Annotated in this window: 11 protein-coding genes; 3 read left to right on the top strand and 8 right to left on the bottom strand. The window is 46.7% G+C overall.

The genetic code is table 11. The features are described 5' to 3' along the window. The first annotated feature begins 184 nt into the window (after window positions 1-184). Window positions 185-3,673, top strand: coding sequence for a hybrid sensor histidine kinase/response regulator (locus tag K0I73_RS06285; protein WP_220063638.1), 3,489 nt, complete (start codon window positions 185-187; stop codon window positions 3,671-3,673). Window positions 3,674-3,676: 3 nt separating this feature from the next. On the opposite strand, the gene K0I73_RS06280 is transcribed toward K0I73_RS06285, so the two are convergent. Further along, window positions 3,677-4,339, bottom strand: coding sequence for a response regulator transcription factor (locus tag K0I73_RS06280; protein WP_220063637.1), 663 nt, complete (start codon window positions 4,337-4,339; stop codon window positions 3,677-3,679). Between the two features lie 420 nt (window positions 4,340-4,759). On the opposite strand from K0I73_RS06280, the gene K0I73_RS06275 reads away from it, so the two are divergent. Beyond that, window positions 4,760-5,884, top strand: a complete 1,125-nt coding sequence (locus K0I73_RS06275; protein WP_220063636.1) for a patatin-like phospholipase family protein — start codon at window positions 4,760-4,762, stop codon at window positions 5,882-5,884. Between the two features lie 60 nt (window positions 5,885-5,944). On the opposite strand, the gene K0I73_RS06270 is transcribed toward K0I73_RS06275, so the two are convergent. Then, window positions 5,945-7,894, bottom strand: a complete 1,950-nt coding sequence (locus tag K0I73_RS06270) for a monovalent cation:proton antiporter family protein (RefSeq protein WP_220063635.1) — start codon at window positions 7,892-7,894, stop codon at window positions 5,945-5,947. A gap of 484 nt (window positions 7,895-8,378) precedes the next feature. Between K0I73_RS06270 and dgcS the strand changes: the two genes are divergently transcribed. Continuing rightward, a complete protein-coding gene (gene dgcS / locus K0I73_RS06265; RefSeq protein ID WP_220063634.1) occupies window positions 8,379-9,263 on the top strand; it encodes a diguanylate cyclase DgcS in 885 nt (294 codons plus the stop codon). A gap of 374 nt (window positions 9,264-9,637) precedes the next feature. On the opposite strand, the gene tilS is transcribed toward dgcS, so the two are convergent. From tilS to fabZ, 6 genes are all read right to left on the bottom strand, one after another. Then, window positions 9,638-11,011: a tRNA lysidine(34) synthetase TilS gene (tilS, locus tag K0I73_RS06260; RefSeq protein WP_220063633.1), complete on the bottom strand. Its 1,374-nt coding sequence runs from the start codon at window positions 11,009-11,011 to the stop codon at window positions 9,638-9,640. Continuing rightward, window positions 11,012-14,485: a DNA polymerase III subunit alpha gene (gene dnaE / locus K0I73_RS06255; RefSeq protein WP_220063632.1), complete on the bottom strand. Its 3,474-nt coding sequence runs from the start codon at window positions 14,483-14,485 to the stop codon at window positions 11,012-11,014. It abuts the gene before it with no gap. A 121-nt stretch (window positions 14,486-14,606) separates the two neighbouring features. After that, window positions 14,607-15,248, bottom strand: a complete 642-nt coding sequence (rnhB, locus tag K0I73_RS06250) for a ribonuclease HII (protein ID WP_220063631.1) — start codon at window positions 15,246-15,248, stop codon at window positions 14,607-14,609. A gap of 2 nt (window positions 15,249-15,250) precedes the next feature. After that, complete coding sequence (lpxB, locus tag K0I73_RS06245) at window positions 15,251-16,396, bottom strand: lipid-A-disaccharide synthase (RefSeq protein ID WP_220063630.1); 1,146 nt, start codon at window positions 16,394-16,396, stop codon at window positions 15,251-15,253. Between the two features lie 84 nt (window positions 16,397-16,480). Beyond that, entirely contained in the window at window positions 16,481-17,248 is a 768-nt protein-coding gene (lpxA, locus tag K0I73_RS06240; protein ID WP_220063629.1) for an acyl-ACP--UDP-N-acetylglucosamine O-acyltransferase, read from the bottom strand. Then, complete coding sequence (gene fabZ / locus K0I73_RS06235; RefSeq protein WP_220063628.1) at window positions 17,245-17,706, bottom strand: 3-hydroxyacyl-ACP dehydratase FabZ; 462 nt, start codon at window positions 17,704-17,706, stop codon at window positions 17,245-17,247. The genes lpxA and fabZ overlap by 4 nt, the downstream gene beginning before the upstream one ends. Window positions 17,707-17,712: the final 6 nt, after the last annotated feature.

The raw sequence follows: 17,712 nt of genomic DNA, 5'->3' as shown, positions 1-17,712 counted from the left end.
ATTAATACCTTATGTTCAATACCAAGGTCTTAATACCAGATGATTAACACCAACAGGCTAAGACTTAAGTCGATAGGATTACTCGACGAATATAGGGCGATATGTGATATGTTGTCTTGATAACAAACAAAGGGGCGGGCCAGTTAAAACGGCGATTAAGCTCCTGAAAAATAGGTCTTAATCTATGTTCCCTAATTGGTTATTGGTCGCTATTAGCATCAGCTATATTGGCTTACTGTTTTTGATGGCGTTCTTAGGCGATAAGTACCGCGAGAAACTCTTCAGCAAACAGCATACGGTGATCTATTCGCTCTCATTGGGGGTTTATTGTACCTCTTGGGGATTTCTAGGAACCGCTGGGCAAGCGGCAAATAACTCCTTTTCTTATCTACCCGTTTATATCGCGCCTATTTTACTGTTTATCTTTGCCTGGCCATTTATCCAACGGGTTATTCGTGTCTGCTTACGGCTCAACATCACCTCAATTGCCGATTTACTGGCCGCACGCTTTGGTAAGTCACCCATATTAGCCGTAGTGGTAACCTTTGTGGCGCTGGTCGGCACCTTGCCCTATATCGCCTTGCAGCAAAAGGCGATTGTGAACTCCTATGAGATCCTCCGCCAAGATCACCTGCTCTCCTCGTGGCAGTTGGGATTAGTCGTCAGCCTTATTCTGGCAGGCTTTACCATTATTTTTGGGGTACGCGCCATCGATGTTACCGAGCGTCATCCGGGGATGATGCTGGCGATTGCCTTTGAGTCTTTTGTCAAAGTTATCGCCTACCTGACTATCGGCATATTTGTCTCTTTTTACCTGTTTGATTCACCTCTGGATATTTGGCGTAAGGCCAGCGAAGCGTCCCCCATTACCATGCAGTTTACCTATCCCAATCTTATCTCTATGTTTGGTTTGCTGTTTATTGTGATGTCGGCATTTCTTTGTCTGCCGAGACAGTTTCAGGTATTAATCGTCGAACTTAAAGATCAAAAACATGCCCTCTGGAGCCGCTGGACATTTCCGCTCTATATTTTGGTTTTTGCCTTCTTTGCCACCCCACTTGGGCAAGCTGGCAATATCCTTTACGGTGACTCGCTTAAGAGTGATGCCTATGTGCTATTTCTCCCCGCTTTTACTGGCGAGATCTGGTTAGGACTCTTTAGTTTTCTAGGGGCTATTTCTGCGGCAAGTTCGATGGTGATCATCTCAACCATCGCCCTGAGCACCATGCTCAGTAATGAAGTGGTATTTCCAACACTCTTTAAGATCAACAATATTCAAAGTGCCGACTTCTATAAGTTTAGATCTCACCTACTGAATATCCGTAAAGCACTGGTGTTATTTGTTATTTTCTTAAGCTATGGCATGTTTCTCGTTGCGCCGCCCGATACCTTAGCCTCCCTAGGAGAGGTCGCCTTCGGTGCCATAGCTCAGATAGGTCCCGCCCTTTTTGCTGCATTTTTATGGCGCAGGGTGACCTTAATCGGCGTGCTGGTCGGCATCACCTCTGGCTTTAGTTTGTGGCTGACACTCAACCTGTTACCTCAGCTAGGTTTATACCCACATCCTTTTGCAGGCAGTGAATACTCGATGACAACAATGGCCACATTACTCGGCCTGTTTGTCAATGTCATGGCTATCTGGCTTGTGTCATCATTTACCCGTCAGAGCATACACGAGCAGATGCAGATCGCGCATTTTATAGAGCGACCTGAGCTAGATAAATTGCAGCAAGAGGTGCCTAAACACGTCAATCCTACCGAACTGGAGCTATTAGTCGCTAGGTTTGTAGGTAAAGATAAAGCCGCCCAAGGATTTTATAATTTCTTCTCTTGCCAGCCTCAACCCATTGTCGATAAGAATGCACACAATCAGGCACTCATTTTTTACACCGAAAATATGCTCGCCAGTGTAATGGGGTCGGCATCGGCGCGCTTAGTGATCTCCTATGCATTAAAGGGCCGCGATATTGCCATTGAAGACGTCGCCCAATTAGTGGAAGTCGCCTCAAACCATCGCATGGAGTTCAGTCGCTCGGTACTTCATAGTGCCATTGAAAATGCCAGTGAAGGGATCTCTGTGATCGACAGTGACCTCAAGTTAGTGGCCTGGAATCAGCATTATCTCAACCTATTTAACTACCCGGACGATCTCATCTATATTGGCTGCCCAGTGAGCCAGCTGATTAAATATAATTTGAGCGTTGGCAACCATTACGTCACCAATCTCGATGAACAAGTGCAGCGTCGCCTCGATTTTCTGCGTCAAGGTAGTCGTCACAGCACAGAGCGAATTCAGCCTGACGGTAAAACGATCCGCATCCAAGGCAACCCCATCCCCGATGGCGGTTTTGTGATGATATTTTCCGATATCACCATGTATCGAGAGGCTGAAAAACTGCTTAAAGAGAAGAATCTGGATCTCGAAGCGCGCGTCTATGAACGTACTAAAAAGCTCGAGCAAGCTAACTTGCAGCTCGGTCAGTCAAACGCAGAGCTCGCAGATGCACTGCAGAAGGTAGAGCAAGCGCACCAAAAGAAAAGCCTCTATTTAAAAGCCTGTAGCCATGATCTACTGCAACCCCTATCGGCGGCACGCTTGTTCTCGTCGGCCTTCGTGCAAAACGGTCAATTATCCACGAAACAAAAACAGCAGATCGGCTATATCGATAATGCACTGCAAGTGGCCAATGAACTGTTACTGGACTTAAATGAAGTCTCGCGAATAGAAAGCGGCACCATAGTGCCCGAGATATGTGACTTCCCACTGCAAGAGGTGCTCGATTCCTTAGTCGAAGAGTTTAGCGCCATGGCGACGACGTCAAAGGTCAAATTCAAATCGATTAAGACCGCGATTTGGGTCAGCAGCGACAGGGTATTGTTAAGACGTATCTTACAAAACCTGGTCAGCAATGCGTTTCGCTACGCAGGAGATGGAAAAATTGTGCTCGGATGTCGCCGAAAAGGGAGCGATATATTGATACAGGTGGTTGATAATGGTCCAGGGATCCCCGCCGACAAACAGGTGGTTATTTTTGAGCAGTTCACCCGTTTACAACACTCAGGTCACGAAGGAGTCAATGGTCTAGGTTTAGGGCTTAATATCGCACAAGGTTTGACCGGCTTACTGCATCATCAACTGACCTTATCTTCCGAGGTCAATCATGGCAGTATTTTTAGTTTACAAGTCAAAACGGCTATCGCCAAACCACAAGAATTGGTCACAACCAAAGCCGATATCCTCACCTTAAATGGCGTACATGTGCTTTGTATCGACAACGATCCTAATGTCCTTGCAGGAATGGAAGAGCTGCTTAATGGCTGGAAATGTCACGTCTATAGCGCGGCATCTGCAGACGAGGCCAAAGCCTTATTCAAACAACATGGCGTGAAAATCGATATTGTTTTAGTCGATTACCAACTTGATGACAACTTGAACGGTTTAGACTTGATGACCGAAATTGAGCAGCTATCACCTCATCCCGTGCCCGCTATTTTGATCACGGCAACCATAGATGAAAGTGTAGTGCTTCGAGCTAAATCATTGGGTTATGGCTACCTGCGCAAAATAATAAAACCCATAGCGCTGAGAGCAGTTATGAGCGCTACCTTAGCGAATAGCTTGCACAATAACTACTCGGCGACACCGAGCAGTTATGCTAGCACTGAGCTATAGCGCTTATTCTACGGCGTCAAGCAGTGGAGTTTTATCGAGGTAAAGTTGACTCATGGCGATGACCGCTTGGGTACGAGTATGAACTCCAAGCTTAAGAAAGATAGCGCTAGCATGGGCCTTGATAGTGGCTTCAGATAGACCTAACTCATAGGCTATCTGTTTGTTGAGCAAACCATCGGCAAACATCATTAATATTTTATGTTGTCTTGGCGATAAGCTAGCAATCTTGCTACTCATCGAATCTAAGGTAACCGATGTCAGATCGCCACAGCCTTGTGGGATCCACTGCTGACCCGCCAATACGGCTTTTATCGCCTTAAGCATCTCATCGGCCGAGGTGGATTTAGGAATAAAGCCTGCTGCACCAAATGAAATGCTTTTGCCAACGGTGACTTTATCCTCTTGGCCTGAGATCACCAAAATTCCAATGTGGGGAAAAGTATTGCGAATATTAACCAGTGTATTGAAACCATGTGCGTTAGGAATATTAAGATCCAGCAGCAAGAGATCAGCATCATCATGTTGCAGCAAAATCTCATCAAGCTCGCCGATGGTTTCCGCTTCGAAGATAGTTAGCTCATGAAATTGAGACGTTAATATATTGACTAATGCTTGTCTAAAAAGTGGATGGTCATCAGCTATTATTATTTTTAGTGGCTGTAACATGTTTGATCCCTCATATGTTGATTTTTCCAGTCTACCCCAAGGTTCAAGATTATCAAATTGGCTCAAGTCATCGTTAATTTATAAAACCTCAATATTTAACATATAAATTACAAATAGATAAGGGGTAAACACGCCCCAAAACACAAAGTAAAGCTGAGGTAAATATAGACTTATTAACTAGGCCATTATCGAGATTTTTATGCTAGGAGAAGGTTTATACACGCGCTAAAAGTGTGATAGACCCGTTAACAGTAAACAAACAAAAATTTACCTTGCTAGCTTGAACATCAACCTGCGGTCACATATTCTAAATTTATAGCGCTGGTTAACCATTAATAGCAATCAGCATAAGGGGCGACAGACCCTAGCATAAGTAAACCACAGCGTATTAACGCTAAAATAGAAGCATAAGGGGCGAACTTGCCAGATAAAAAAGCGTTAGTTTTGGGCGGTGGCGGTGCGCGCGCCGCATACCAAGTTGGCGTGCTGAAGGCGATAGTGCAATTCTATCCTCGAAATCATGGCATACCTTTCAAGATTATTTGCGGAACCTCCGCTGGCGCCATCAATGGTACCTCCATCGCTACCCACGCCTCCTGCTTTCATCTTGGAGTGCATAAACTTGAGTGGGTTTGGCGTCATTTTAATACCCATAAAATCTATCGAGCGTCTTTCTCGGGGGTTTTATCACATCTGGCTAAGATGGCGTTAATGGGGTTACAAGATGAGAAGATTAACCCTGACGCGGGTAGTTTATTCAATAATGATCCGTTACGTGAACTGCTGAATCAGCTGATTAACTTTGCTCGTATTGATAGAAATATCGGTAACGGAGCGCTTCATGCACTCAGTATCGATACCTCATGTTATAACTCGTCACGGTCGGTATCCTTTTTTCAGGCCAATCGAGATATTGATGAGTGGGTTCGCTCAAGGCGAGGAGGACAACGAACCCACCTCAACACCGAGCATCTGCTCGCCAGCTCCGCCATACCATTAGTGTTCCCTTCGATAAAACTCAATCGGGGTTATTACGGCGATGGTTCAGTGCATCAGTTAGCGCCCCTGAGCTGCCCTATTCACTTAGGAGCAGAAAAAATCATGGTGATAAACTTAGAGAGTCCACACAAACAGATACACCAAGAGTTAGAGCATCACCCTAAAACCGCAACCATTGCCGGCCATCTGCTTGATACCATATTTTCAGACACGCTTAACAGCGACTTAGAACGTTTACAGCGTATCAACGGAACCTTGAAACTTATTCCAGAAGAGGCCCGCCAACAAGCGCCGCTCAAAACCATCGACACTTTGGTGATAAAACCCAGTGAAGACTTAAGCCTCATTGCCGCTCAGCACTATCATGATATGCCGATGGCGGTGCGCACACTGCTACGACTTATCGGGATCAATCAACAATCGGATTCGAGTATCGTCTCCTATCTGTTATTCGAACAATCTTACTGCAGCGCATTAATTAATCTTGGCTATCAGGATGCCATGTGCCAAATAGATGAGATTAAAGCTTTTTTTGATATTGACTAGAGACTATTGCAAGTGACTGCCTGCAAAGTAACAGGCGGTTTAACATCCAGCTTAAGCTGACTAGCCTTGCAATAAAAACTGTTCTGCTTTCTCAATACGTCGCGGCTTACCCAAAATAATCAAAATATCTCCAGGCCTGATCAACCAATCCAGATCTGGGTTTTCAACCTCGGCCCCGGCACGCCTGACAGCACGAAGCTCGACCCTAAGTTTTTCCCATGGAATATCGGCCAAGGTTAAACCCACCACTTGTGCCCCTTTAGGCAGCGCTACCGCATGCAGTAACTCCAAGGTAAAGTCGGTCTCCTCACCAGAAAAAAAGCCATGCAGATACTGGTAATGGTTACGTCTTTCATACTCTAAACGTTTCAAAATACGATTTAATGGCACGCCACATTGATACATTACCTGAGAAACGAGCATTAGACTTCCCTCTAAAGACTCTGGGATCACTTGACTGGCGCCTGCCGTCTCAAGATCCTCCATCCCCTCATCATCTCGGGTTCTGACCAAAATCTTCGCCTCTGGGGCTAATTGACGACAGAGCGGTAACACCTCTTCCAATACCCGAGCGCCATCAAATGTTAATACGATTAACTTAGCTTCCTTTATCTGCGCCTGTTTTAATATGGCCCGTTTGGCCACATCGCCAAAATAAACAGGCTCGCCAGCTCGGCGAGCTTCAGAGACTCGCGTTGGGTCGAGATCGAGCACCAGATAGGGAATCGCCTCGATTTTCATAAAACGAGCTATGGTCTGACCGACACGGCCGTATCCCAAGATAAGCACCAGATCATTAGCATGTTCAATCGTTGGGATCGGTTCAGACTCCCCTTGCTGGGACGATTTAAGCCCATGTAGACGACAGGCAATATCGACGCTATGTTTGACCAACCATGGGGCTACCGCCATAGATAACACTGCCACCATCACCAGTTTAGTGCTCAAGGTGATCTCGAGCAGCTGATAATTAACGGCCAAGGCTAATACCACAAAACTAAACTCACCCACTTGAGCCAAGCTAATCGCGCTAGATACCGAAGTGCGAAATGACTCTTTTGCCGCTCGAAGCAATCCGAAAACAATCAGAGCCTTAGCAAGGATAACAGCAACCACTAGCAGTAAAACCTGCCACCAGAATGTAATGACCAAACTGAAATCGAGTAACATACCTATGGAGATAAAAAATAACCCCATCAACAGATCTCGAAACGGACGAATATCGGCCTCGAGCTGGCGCTTATATTGACTCTCTCCAAGTAACATCCCCGCCATAAACGCACCTAAGGCCATAGATAAGCCGATCCATTGGGTAAAGGCGCCAGTTACTAGGGCGACCACTAGTGTCGATAATACAAAGAGTTCATTCGACCGTGACCGTGCTACCTCATCGAACAGTTTAGGCAGTGCCCATTTACCAAACGCCATCAAGGCAATAAATGCTAGCAGTCCCTCGCCAATCGCCCACAAAATTTGATGCCAACTGAGCACCTCGCTATCGGATGCCAACAAAGGCATTAAAATTAGCAATGGCACCACGGCTAAATCTTGAAACAAGAGCACACTGACAGAGAGTTCACCATGCCGCCTTCTAAGCCACCCTCGTTCATTGAGTAGCTTGAGGACAATAGCCGTCGATGAAAGCGCCACAACGGCCCCGACGACAATCGCCTCATTCAGATCCATCCCCATTAGCATACTGATGCACATGGTTAATACCAGGGTAACAAAAACCTGTGCACTACCTAAGCCAAACACGGTACGACGCATCGCCCACAAGCGGGGTAAGGAGAACTCTAATCCGAGGGAAAACATCAACAAGACGACACCCAACTCGGCAACCGAGTGGATCTGTTGTTGACTAAACCAATTGAACATCGAGGGACCACTAATCACCCCCGTCACAAGATAGGCCAAAATTGCTGGCAGTCCCGCTCGCCGGAATAGGGCTATCGACACTATGGCAATAACCAACATCAACAATATTTTAATCAGAAAGCTATGTTCCATTGGGGCTCCATTTAAAATCTGGGATCTTTCTGCAATGGCTATTTCTGTATTGGCCATGCCGATCGAGAGCGTAATGCTTTAATGCATGACTTCCCGTCGGGAACAAAACACTGCATGCTATGGCTGCAACTTTGCATATCGAATAACGCGTAGCTTCAAACTGCTACTTATACAGATTGGTATTACCTTGTTCATCTTCAATTGCCACTCAATAAGCCTATAGCCATTGCAGTGGGGAAACTCGTCACTGTTTATGCCGAAAACATTAAAATGTTACCCAGTGTCTTTTTATCGTCCCTTCCAAGGTTGGCGCTCGCTCACCTCAATCTTGAATCCTTTGTCAAAAAGATGACAGCTTAAAATACAAATGTAACAAAGTGATTAACTAAATGACAAATATAGACAATTTTCTATCGAAAACAATAGGCACGATAATTGCTTCATACAAGCTATCACTAGTCCGATTCATTGTGGAGTAAACACTATGGACTTTGCTTTAGCGACCGAATTCTCGCCTAGCGAATTTCGATATCAACCAGAGTATCACCACTCTGATAAAGGTTCGCCAAACTTGGTTACCATAATGCAACAGTTGCATGAAAGCTTAGATCCACGGACGGTCTTTGCCTGCTTCGGCAAAATAATGGGACAGAACTTGCCAGTCCTAGGTATCAAACTGCACATTAAAGAGTATCAGCTAAGCTGGGGCTCTGAGCAAGGTTTGGCCGTAAAGCAAAATGTCTCCCTTGACGGGATCAGCGTGGGTTTGGATTATCGATTAAACTCACCTATGTTAACCTCTCAAGCCGAACTCTTACGCCAGCTACAGGCGCTGTTACTGCGTCCGCTAATCAATGCCATAGAGTATGAACAGATGGCACAGCAAGCTATGTATGACGCGCTGACACAGCTAGGTAATCGTCACTATTATACTGAGACCATAAAACAGTCACTGGCTCGTGCGCAGCGCCATGGCGAGGTATTAAGCTTAGTTGTCTTAGATCTCGATAACTTTAAACGCCTTAACGATACGCATGGACACCTTATTGGCGACGATGTGCTCAGCAGTTTTGCGCAAACACTAAATCAAGCCATTCGAGAAAGCGATCAAGCCTTTAGAATTGGCGGAGATGAATTTACTGTCATTATCCAAGGCGATGCACAAGCAGCCAGCATCATGTGCGAACGAGTACTGACCATGATCGACAGTAATTTATTGCTAAATAAGTTTCAGGTACAGACGAGCCTAGGCGTTTCACAGTGGCAAAGTGGCGATAGTGCAGCAGATCTCTATCTGCGTGCAGACAAGGCACTCTATTGTGCTAAAGCAGCGGGACGTCGCTGTTATAGAGTCGATGGTCAAAGCTAATCGCCATCAATATAAAAAGAGATATTAGTTGTGAGTTTTTGGGTAATTCACCTGAGGTGAAAGACGTAGGAATAAGCGATAACAGATCAACCATGCTATCTATTAGTCATGACATAATATTAGACAAGACATATATTAGCCAAGATATCTCTTCGTCATGATATCTATCAGATCTATACGACCATGTTTAAGCTTGTTGGTTATATTGACCTAACTTGGCTTATCCAAGCTAACGCTTGCACTTAACAGCCCTAGCTAGATTACAGGCTGATCTTATCCATTTCAAAATCATACCAATCAGGATAAAGGTGTGAACGCTCAGCGAGAGTCGTCCATTCGCCTTGAGTTAGTTACCTAAAAACACGCCGAATAGCTCACTTTCTTACACTGATTGGTATCAATCCCACCTCAGACTCTGATGCGAGATAGCGTTTTTCAACCCAATAACCCGCCGCGGCAACCAAGGTATCATTGAAATAGATAAGCGGAACTTGATCGCGTAGCCAGGGCGGCACAGCTAACTCCTGCCAGAGCTTTTTTAACTCGCGCCCCTTATCACGAAAATGGGGGTGACAACGCGATGAACCTGATGCACCAAAACGAATGCTCACCCGCTCATTGGCTTGTGGCAATCGCAAGCGAACCCCCGTATCACACCGATTAAGCTCAAGCTTGATATTCTCGGTTATCAGCCAGCCTTCTGACGCGCTTTCGTTAATAGCGATCTCTATAGGCATCAACTTAGGAGAGGCTTCATATCTATCGATATAGAGATGATGGCGAAAACGGCGTAACACCATAGGTTTAAGCCTTATCTCGACTTTAGCATCCTCTTTCGCTGCCAACAGCTGAAACAAAAGCTGCTTTAGTTGCACCGAAGAGGGCATCGCAAACCCTAAAGAGTCGATAAACCCGCGTAATAACTGCGCGCGCCATAACTGGCTTTGCTGTGCTAACAAACGTAAATCTAATACGGGTCTAGCCATATTCGGCATCTTCACCAACATGCCAGGTAAGCGAGCGCCCACCTCCTCATCAATCAGCGATTGCTGCTCGGCGCAGAGTTGTGCGCTGCGAGAAGCCGTAGACGCAATAGACGGCCAGCGCGCTTTCAGCGCAGGTATAACATCGAGACGTAAAAAATTTCTATCGAAACGATTATCTTGATTACTCTCATCTTCAATATGCGCAATATCATGAAGCTTGGCATATTCTTCAATCTCTTGGCGCTGCACGTCCAATAAGGGCCTCACTAAGTAGGCATGCTCTGCAAACACCTGCACTCGCCCCATCGCCGCCAACCCCTTAGGACCAAGGCCACGCTTAAGTGCCAGTAACAAGGTCTCCAGTTGATCGTCTTGATGATGCGCGGTCAGTAGTAGATCACCTGCCGATAACTCTTGAGTGAGTACTGCGTAGCGCGCATCTCGCGCCGCCGCCTCAATACTGACTCTTGGCCCGGCTTCAACCTTGACCGTCTTTACCTTTATCGGCAAATCATATTGGGTCGCCATCGTTTCACAATGCTTTGCCCACAGAGCTGCATTAGTGCTTAAGCCATGGTGCACATGAACGAGAAGATAATTAAACTCTGGATGTGATTGAGCATACTCAGCCAATCCCACCGCCAACACTTGCGAATCAACACCGCCACTGTAGGCAAGCACTAACTTAGCCTCGGGCGCAAGCCCAAGCTGTTCAACTAACTCAGCGATTTTAGTGGCGGGAGAAAATGATGGAGTTTCCATTTAGAACACTATCCTAACCTTATCGGAACCCGTTAATGTCTCCAGTGCCAACATTAACTCGTCGGTAGGATTAACCCGCCACTCATCACCAAGCTTAAATTGTGCCTTGGCCTGAGGCTGAGCATAGTTAATAACCACAGGCACAGAACCCTGTTTCCATGGTAAGAGGGCTTGCTCAAAACGCTCTAACCACTGATTATCGATTGAGTCAGATTCCACATCGACCTCTACTGCCTGCGCAAAATGACTTCGCGCCTCGCCCATATCGATAATATTACGCGCCGTCATACGATTACCGCCAGAGAAGTCATCGAAACTGACCTCACCTTCAATAATCAAAATCCGGTCCTTCTCTAATAGGTGACCGAACTTTTCAAACGCTTCGGTAAACAGCATCACCTCTAGACGCGCGCTCTTATCATCTAAGGTTACCAGCCCCATTTTCGAGCCACGCTTGGTCATCATCACTCGCGTCGCCACCACAAGCCCCGCGGCTTTCATGGTTTTACCCCGCTCGGTAGGATGAACATCTTTCAGACGACCTGAGGTGTAGTGTTTCAACTCTTTAAGATACTGGTTGATCGGGTGACCCGTAAGATATAGGCCTAAGGTTTCACGCTCACCTTCTAGCCAAATTTTATCAGGCCAAGGAGTACATTCGACAAATTGCTGCTTGCTATCTTCGGGTTCACTGTTGAGCAAGCCAAACATATCATGCTGACCTATCGCTTCGGCTTTTGCATGCTGATCTGCGGCGCGAATAGCCTCAGGCAGCGTTGCCATCATAGAGGCGCGATGGGGGCCTAATGTGTCTAATGCGCCTGCGCAGATAAGCTTTTCAATCACCCTCTTATTGAGCTTTTTCAAATCGATACGGGCACAAAAATCAAAGAGATCTTTAAAAGGTCCATCCTGACGCGCTTTTAAAATTGAATCGACAGGCCCTTCGCCCACGCCCTTAATCGCCCCTATGCCGTAAACAATTTTTTGGTCATCGTCGACGGTAAATCTAAATAAGCCTTTATTCACATCCGGGGGTAACAGCGGCAAGCCCATGCGGTCACACTCATCGACTAAGGTCACGATCTTGTCAGTATTATCCATATCGGCAGACATTACCGCCGCCATAAATTGCGATGGATAGTGGGTCTTAAGCCACAAAGTTTGATAGGAAACCAACGCATAAGCGGCGGAGTGCGACTTGTTAAAACCGTAACCAGCGAACTTCTCCACCAAATCGAAGATCTTCATCGACAGCTCGCCATCGACACCGTTATTAATGGCTCCCTCTTTGAAAATACTCCTCTGCTTCGCCATCTCCTCAGGCTTTTTCTTACCCATAGCACGACGCAGCATATCCGCACCGCCAAGGGTGTAGCCAGAGAGTACCTGAGCGATCTGCATCACCTGCTCTTGATACAAGATAATGCCATAGGTCGGCTCAAGCAGGGTCTTTAACGACTCATGTTGGTATTGAGAGTCAGGATACGACACCTCTTCACGCCCATGCTTACGCTCGATGAAGTTGTCAACCATGCCCGACTGTAACGGGCCAGGTCTAAACAGGGCAACCAGTGCGATCATATCTTCGAAGCAATCGGGCTGAAGACGTTTAATGAGATCCTTCATACCGCGGGATTCGAGCTGGAATACCGCCGTAGTTTCGTAGCGTTGCAGTAGTCTAAATGATGCGGGGTCGTCTAGCGGAATTGCTTCGATTCTAACCGGCTCTTTACCCTCTTTCTCAAGGCGCGGATTAATCATCTGCAACGCCCAGTCAATAATGGTTAATGTGCGCAGTCCTAAGAAGTCGAACTTAACCAGACCCGCGGTTTCCACATCGTTTTTATCAAACTGAGTGACTGGATTATGGCCTTCTGAGTCACAATAAAGCGGCGCAAAATCGGTAATAACCGTTGGTGCGATCACCACCCCACCCGCATGTTTACCCGCGTTACGGGTAACACCTTCTAAGATACGGCACATATCGATGAGATCTTTGACTTCTTCATCGGCGTGATAGGCCTCAGGCAACGCAGGCTCGGCCTCAAAGGCTTTAGCCAGCGTCATCCCTGGCTCTGCGGGGATCATTTTCGAAATTCGGTCAACAAAACCGTAGGGATGACCAAGCACACGCCCCACGTCACGTACTACCGCTTTCGCGGCCATGGTTCCGAAGGTAATGATCTGTGATACCGCATCACGACCATAGAGCTCGGCCACGTGGTCGATCACCTCATCACGGCGATCCATACAGAAATCGACGTCGAAATCGGGCATGGATACACGTTCAGGGTTCAAGAATCGTTCGAATAGTAGGTCAAACTCCAGCGGATCGAGATCGGTAATTTTAAGCGCGTAGGCCACTAAGGAACCCGCTCCCGAGCCACGACCTGGACCAATAGGGATGCCGTTATCTTTACCCCACTGAATAAACTCCATTACGATAAGGAAGTAACCAGGAAATCCCATGTTGTTAATCACGGTCAGTTCGACATCTAAGCGCTCGTCATATTCGCCTCGGCGCGCAATACGCTCTTGTTCATCGGGAAAGAGAAATTCCAGACGCTCTTCGAGCCCTTTCTTAGACACTGCAACCAGAAAATCTTCGATAGAAAGATCGCCCGTTGGGAAATTAGGGAGGAAATACTCTCCGAGCCTGACCGTAACATTACACCGTTTAGCGATCTCAACGGTGTTGGTAATCGCTTCGGGAATATCCTCAAACAGCTCACACATCTCATCTTGCGAGCGAAAATATTGCTGCTCGCTATAGGTCTTAGGTCGACGCGGATCGGCAAGGGTAAAGCCGTCTGAAATCGCAACACGGATCTCGTGGGCTTCGAACTGCTCCGGTTGAATAAATACCACTTGGTTAGTGGCAACGACCGGAAGCTCTTTGTTGTTAGCCAGTTCTACCGCCATATGAAGATAGCGCTCTTCATCGGCGCGGCCAGTACGAATTAACTCAAGATAATAGCGATCGGGAAAATGGGTTTGATAAAACTCAATCAAAGAGTCAACCTGGCCAGCGTTACCTTTTAACAGCGCCTTGCCTACGTCACCATCTTTTGCACCAGAGAGTAAAATGAGCCCTTCGCTATACTTAATCAACCACGCTTGATCGATCACCGCCCGGTCTCGAACATGACCCCTTAAATAGGCATCACTGATCAATAAAGTCAGGTTTTTATAGCCCTCGTTATTCATTGCCAATACAGTGATTGAACAGAACTCATCCTCAAATCCAGGCACCAGCATAGAAAAATCAGTGCCAATAATCGGCTTTATCCCCGCACCATGACATCCGCTATAAAACTTAACCAAACCACACAAGTTGGTCTTGTCGGTCAACGCAAGCGCCGCCATTTCAAGTTCGCTGGCTTTAGCAAGAATAGGCTTCACTTTCGCGAGGCCATCAGACATAGAAAAATCACTGTGAACGCGCAGATGCACGAAACGAGGTTCTGACATAGTTGATAGTATCTTTTATTATTTGAGCGGGCGGATATCGCCCTTTGAGAATAACAGATTGAGATTAACAGACTCACGCTTACCAAGCTAGCCCAGCCGATGCGGGGCTAGCAATAAGCGATTATTGGGCGTCCAAACGCTCTTTTACTGGCCGAAAGCTCTTACGATGTTCACTCAATACGCCATGTTGCTCTAGGGCGTCGAAATGAGCTTTTGTCGGGTAGCCTTTATGCTTAGCAAAGCCAAACTGCGGATAGCGAGCATCGAGTTCATCCATCTCTTTGTCACGGATCACTTTAGCGATGATCGATGCGGCGCTGATCCCCGCGATCAAGCCATCACCCTTAATAACCGCATGGCTTTCAACACCGCCTTCAATACAGCCTGGTGCGTCAAAGTCGGGAACCCGATTACCATCAACCAAAATGCGCTCAGGTCGCGCCCGAAGACCGGCCACCGCGCGCTGCATCGCCAGCATTGTCGCATGCAAGATATTAAGCTCATCAATCTCGCTAGGCGTTGCACGCCCTACCGACACATCAAGCGCTTTTTCATAGATCTCATCAAATAGCGCTAAGCGCTTCTTTTCTGACAGTTTTTTAGAATCATTTAAACCTGAGATTGGATTTTGCGGGTCGAGCACAACCGCCGCTGTAACCACATCACCGACTAGTGGGCCGCGGCCCACTTCATCAACACCGGCATAATAACCGCTGCACAATACTGTTACTTGCTCTGGAGTAATATCTTTAAACGTCGCCATCTTTATCCCTTCTCCACCAAAGTCATTACAGCTTCTGCCGCTCGCTGACTCGCATTACATCTAAGCTGCTCATGCATAGCGGTAAACTTTGCCATCAACGGCCGATGATCACTGTCCAACTGCCCTGATACGGCATCGGCAATCTTCTTCGGGGTGCAGTCAGCTTGGATCAATTCAGGAATTATATCCTCTCCCGCTAACAGATTGGGCAGAGAGTAACTTTCTATCTGCATCATCCGTTTAGCAATCTTATAGGTTATCGGACTCACTCGGTAAGCGACAACCATTGGCCTTTTAACCAGCATAGCCTCTAGCGTTGCAGTGCCCGACGCCAGTAAAATCGCATCGGCTGCCGCCATCACCACTCGAGATTGTCCTTCAACAAGGTGGATCTCAAGATCGGGGGCAAAAGCTTTTAACGCCGCCTCAAATTGAGCTCGGCGCTTAGCGTTAACTAAAGGGGTAACAAACTTAAGATCCGGATAACGTCGACGAAGTAAGCTAACGGCTTTGACAAAGGGTTCTGCCAGTTGCTTTAATTCACCGCCACGAGAGCCCGGCAACACGGCGAGGTATTCAGCTTCTGGATCAAGACCTAATACTTTACGAGCAGACGCTTTATCGCTCACCATAGGAATATCGTCGGCGAGGGTGTGGCCAACAAACGTACACGGCACGTCATGTTTATCGTAAAATGCCTTCTCAAAGGGTAATAACGACAACACCATATTGGTTGCTTTGGCGATTTTAAATATCCGCTTAGGACGCCATGCCCAAACCGAAGGGCTGACATAATGCACGGTTTTAATGCCGCGCAGCTTCAATTTTAACTCTAAACCTATGTTAAAGTCGGGGGCGTCGATACCAATAAAGCAATCGGGTTTAAGCGCCGTGATCTCATCAATCAGGGTTTTACGCACTTTGAGTAATCTAGGCAAACGCGACAACACCTCCACAATCCCCATCACGGCTAACTCCTCAAAGGAAAATAGCGACTCAAACCCCAGTTCATCCATCTGTGGGCCGCCGATACCGATAAATCTGGCATTGGGATATTGCTGTTTCAAGGCGCGAATTAATCCAGCACCTAAGATGTCACCAGAAAGCTCTCCGGCTACCATGGCAAATATTTTTTGTTGTTCACTCATATCTAAATTCTTTGTGCGTTATTAGGTTTTTCAACCTCATAAAAAAAGCCCGTATAAACGAGCTTTTCTTTTAAAGGCATATCGTTAGCGAATGATGCCACGGCTGGAATTGACCACAAAATCCATCAGCAGCTTTACCTGCTCATCTTCTGCATCTTCACCCAGTGCTGCAACGGCCTCTTCTATAGTTAAACCTTTACGATAAAGCGTTTTATAAGCTCGGCGCACGGCAAGTTGGCTCTCTTTAGAGAAACCACGACGCTTGAGTCCTTCACTGTTCAATCCACGCGGGATCGCGGGTTGGCCTGAAGCCATCACAAATGGCGGAACATCTTGCAATATCAAAGAGTAACCAGCTGTGAATGCATGGGCACCAATATGAACAAACTGGTGTACTCCAGTCATACCACCTAAAATCGCCCAATCACCCACATGCACGTGACCCGCGATAGAGGCGTTATTGGCCATAATCACGTTATTACCGACCACGCAATCGTGAGCAATATGAACATAGGCCATAAACAGGTTATTAGAACCTATAATGGTCTCACCCTTGTCTTGTGTGGTGCCGCGATGAATGGTTACCGACTCTCGGATAACATTGTTATCGCCGATGATAAGACGTGTCGGCTCGCCGGCATACTTCTTATCTTGACAATCTTCACCCACAGATGCGAACTGAAAAATGCGATTACCTTTACCGATAACGGTAGGCCCTTTGACCACGACATGAGAACTAAGATGACAATCGTCACCTATCTCAACGTCAGCACCAATATAAGTCCAAGGACCAATAGTGACGTTATTGCCTATTTTGGCATCGGGATGTACAAACGCTAACTTATCGATCACTTGCTAATCTCTCTACGGGCACACATGATTTCAGCTGAACAAACTAGTTCACCATCCACCTTGGCTTCACCGGTAAACACCCCAATCCCGCGGCGTTCTTTAATCATTTTCACTTCAAAATGAAGTTGATCACCAGGTTCGACGACACGCTTAAAGCGTGCCTTATCAATACCCGCGAAATAGTATAGAGCGTCATTTGAAGGCACATCGCTCATGGTCTTAAATGCTAACAGGCCAGTCGCCTGAGCCATAGCTTCAAGGATCAATACACCAGGCATAACTGGTTGTACAGGGAAATGGCCTTGGAAAAACGGCTCATTAATGGTCACATTTTTGATCGCATACAGTGTTTCGCCTGGGGTAAAGTCTAAGACTCTATCGATCAATAAAAACGGATATCTATGAGGTAAAAACTTCAGGATCTCTTTGATATCCATTGTGTTTAATTGATTTGACACTCAATA

The organism is Shewanella mesophila (genome assembly GCF_019457515.1).
GTDB lineage: Bacteria > Pseudomonadota > Gammaproteobacteria > Enterobacterales > Shewanellaceae > Shewanella > Shewanella mesophila.
This window is presented reverse-complemented; position numbering and strand designations above follow the sequence as displayed.

Coding starts and splice junctions, on each gene's coding strand:
- K0I73_RS06270 (WP_220063635.1), bottom strand. CDS start 7,894: ATGGAACATAGCTTTCTGATTAAAATATTGTTGATGTTGGTTATTGCC.
- tilS (WP_220063633.1), bottom strand. CDS start 11,011: ATGGAAACTCCATCATTTTCTCCCGCCACTAAAATCGCTGAGTTAGTT.
- dgcS (WP_220063634.1), top strand. CDS start 8,379: ATGGACTTTGCTTTAGCGACCGAATTCTCGCCTAGCGAATTTCGATAT.
- dnaE (WP_220063632.1), bottom strand. CDS start 14,485: ATGTCAGAACCTCGTTTCGTGCATCTGCGCGTTCACAGTGATTTTTCT.
- K0I73_RS06280 (WP_220063637.1), bottom strand. CDS start 4,339: ATGTTACAGCCACTAAAAATAATAATAGCTGATGACCATCCACTTTTT.
- K0I73_RS06285 (WP_220063638.1), top strand. CDS start 185: ATGTTCCCTAATTGGTTATTGGTCGCTATTAGCATCAGCTATATTGGC.
- rnhB (WP_220063631.1), bottom strand. CDS start 15,248: ATGGCGACGTTTAAAGATATTACTCCAGAGCAAGTAACAGTATTGTGC.
- lpxB (WP_220063630.1), bottom strand. CDS start 16,396: ATGAGTGAACAACAAAAAATATTTGCCATGGTAGCCGGAGAGCTTTCT.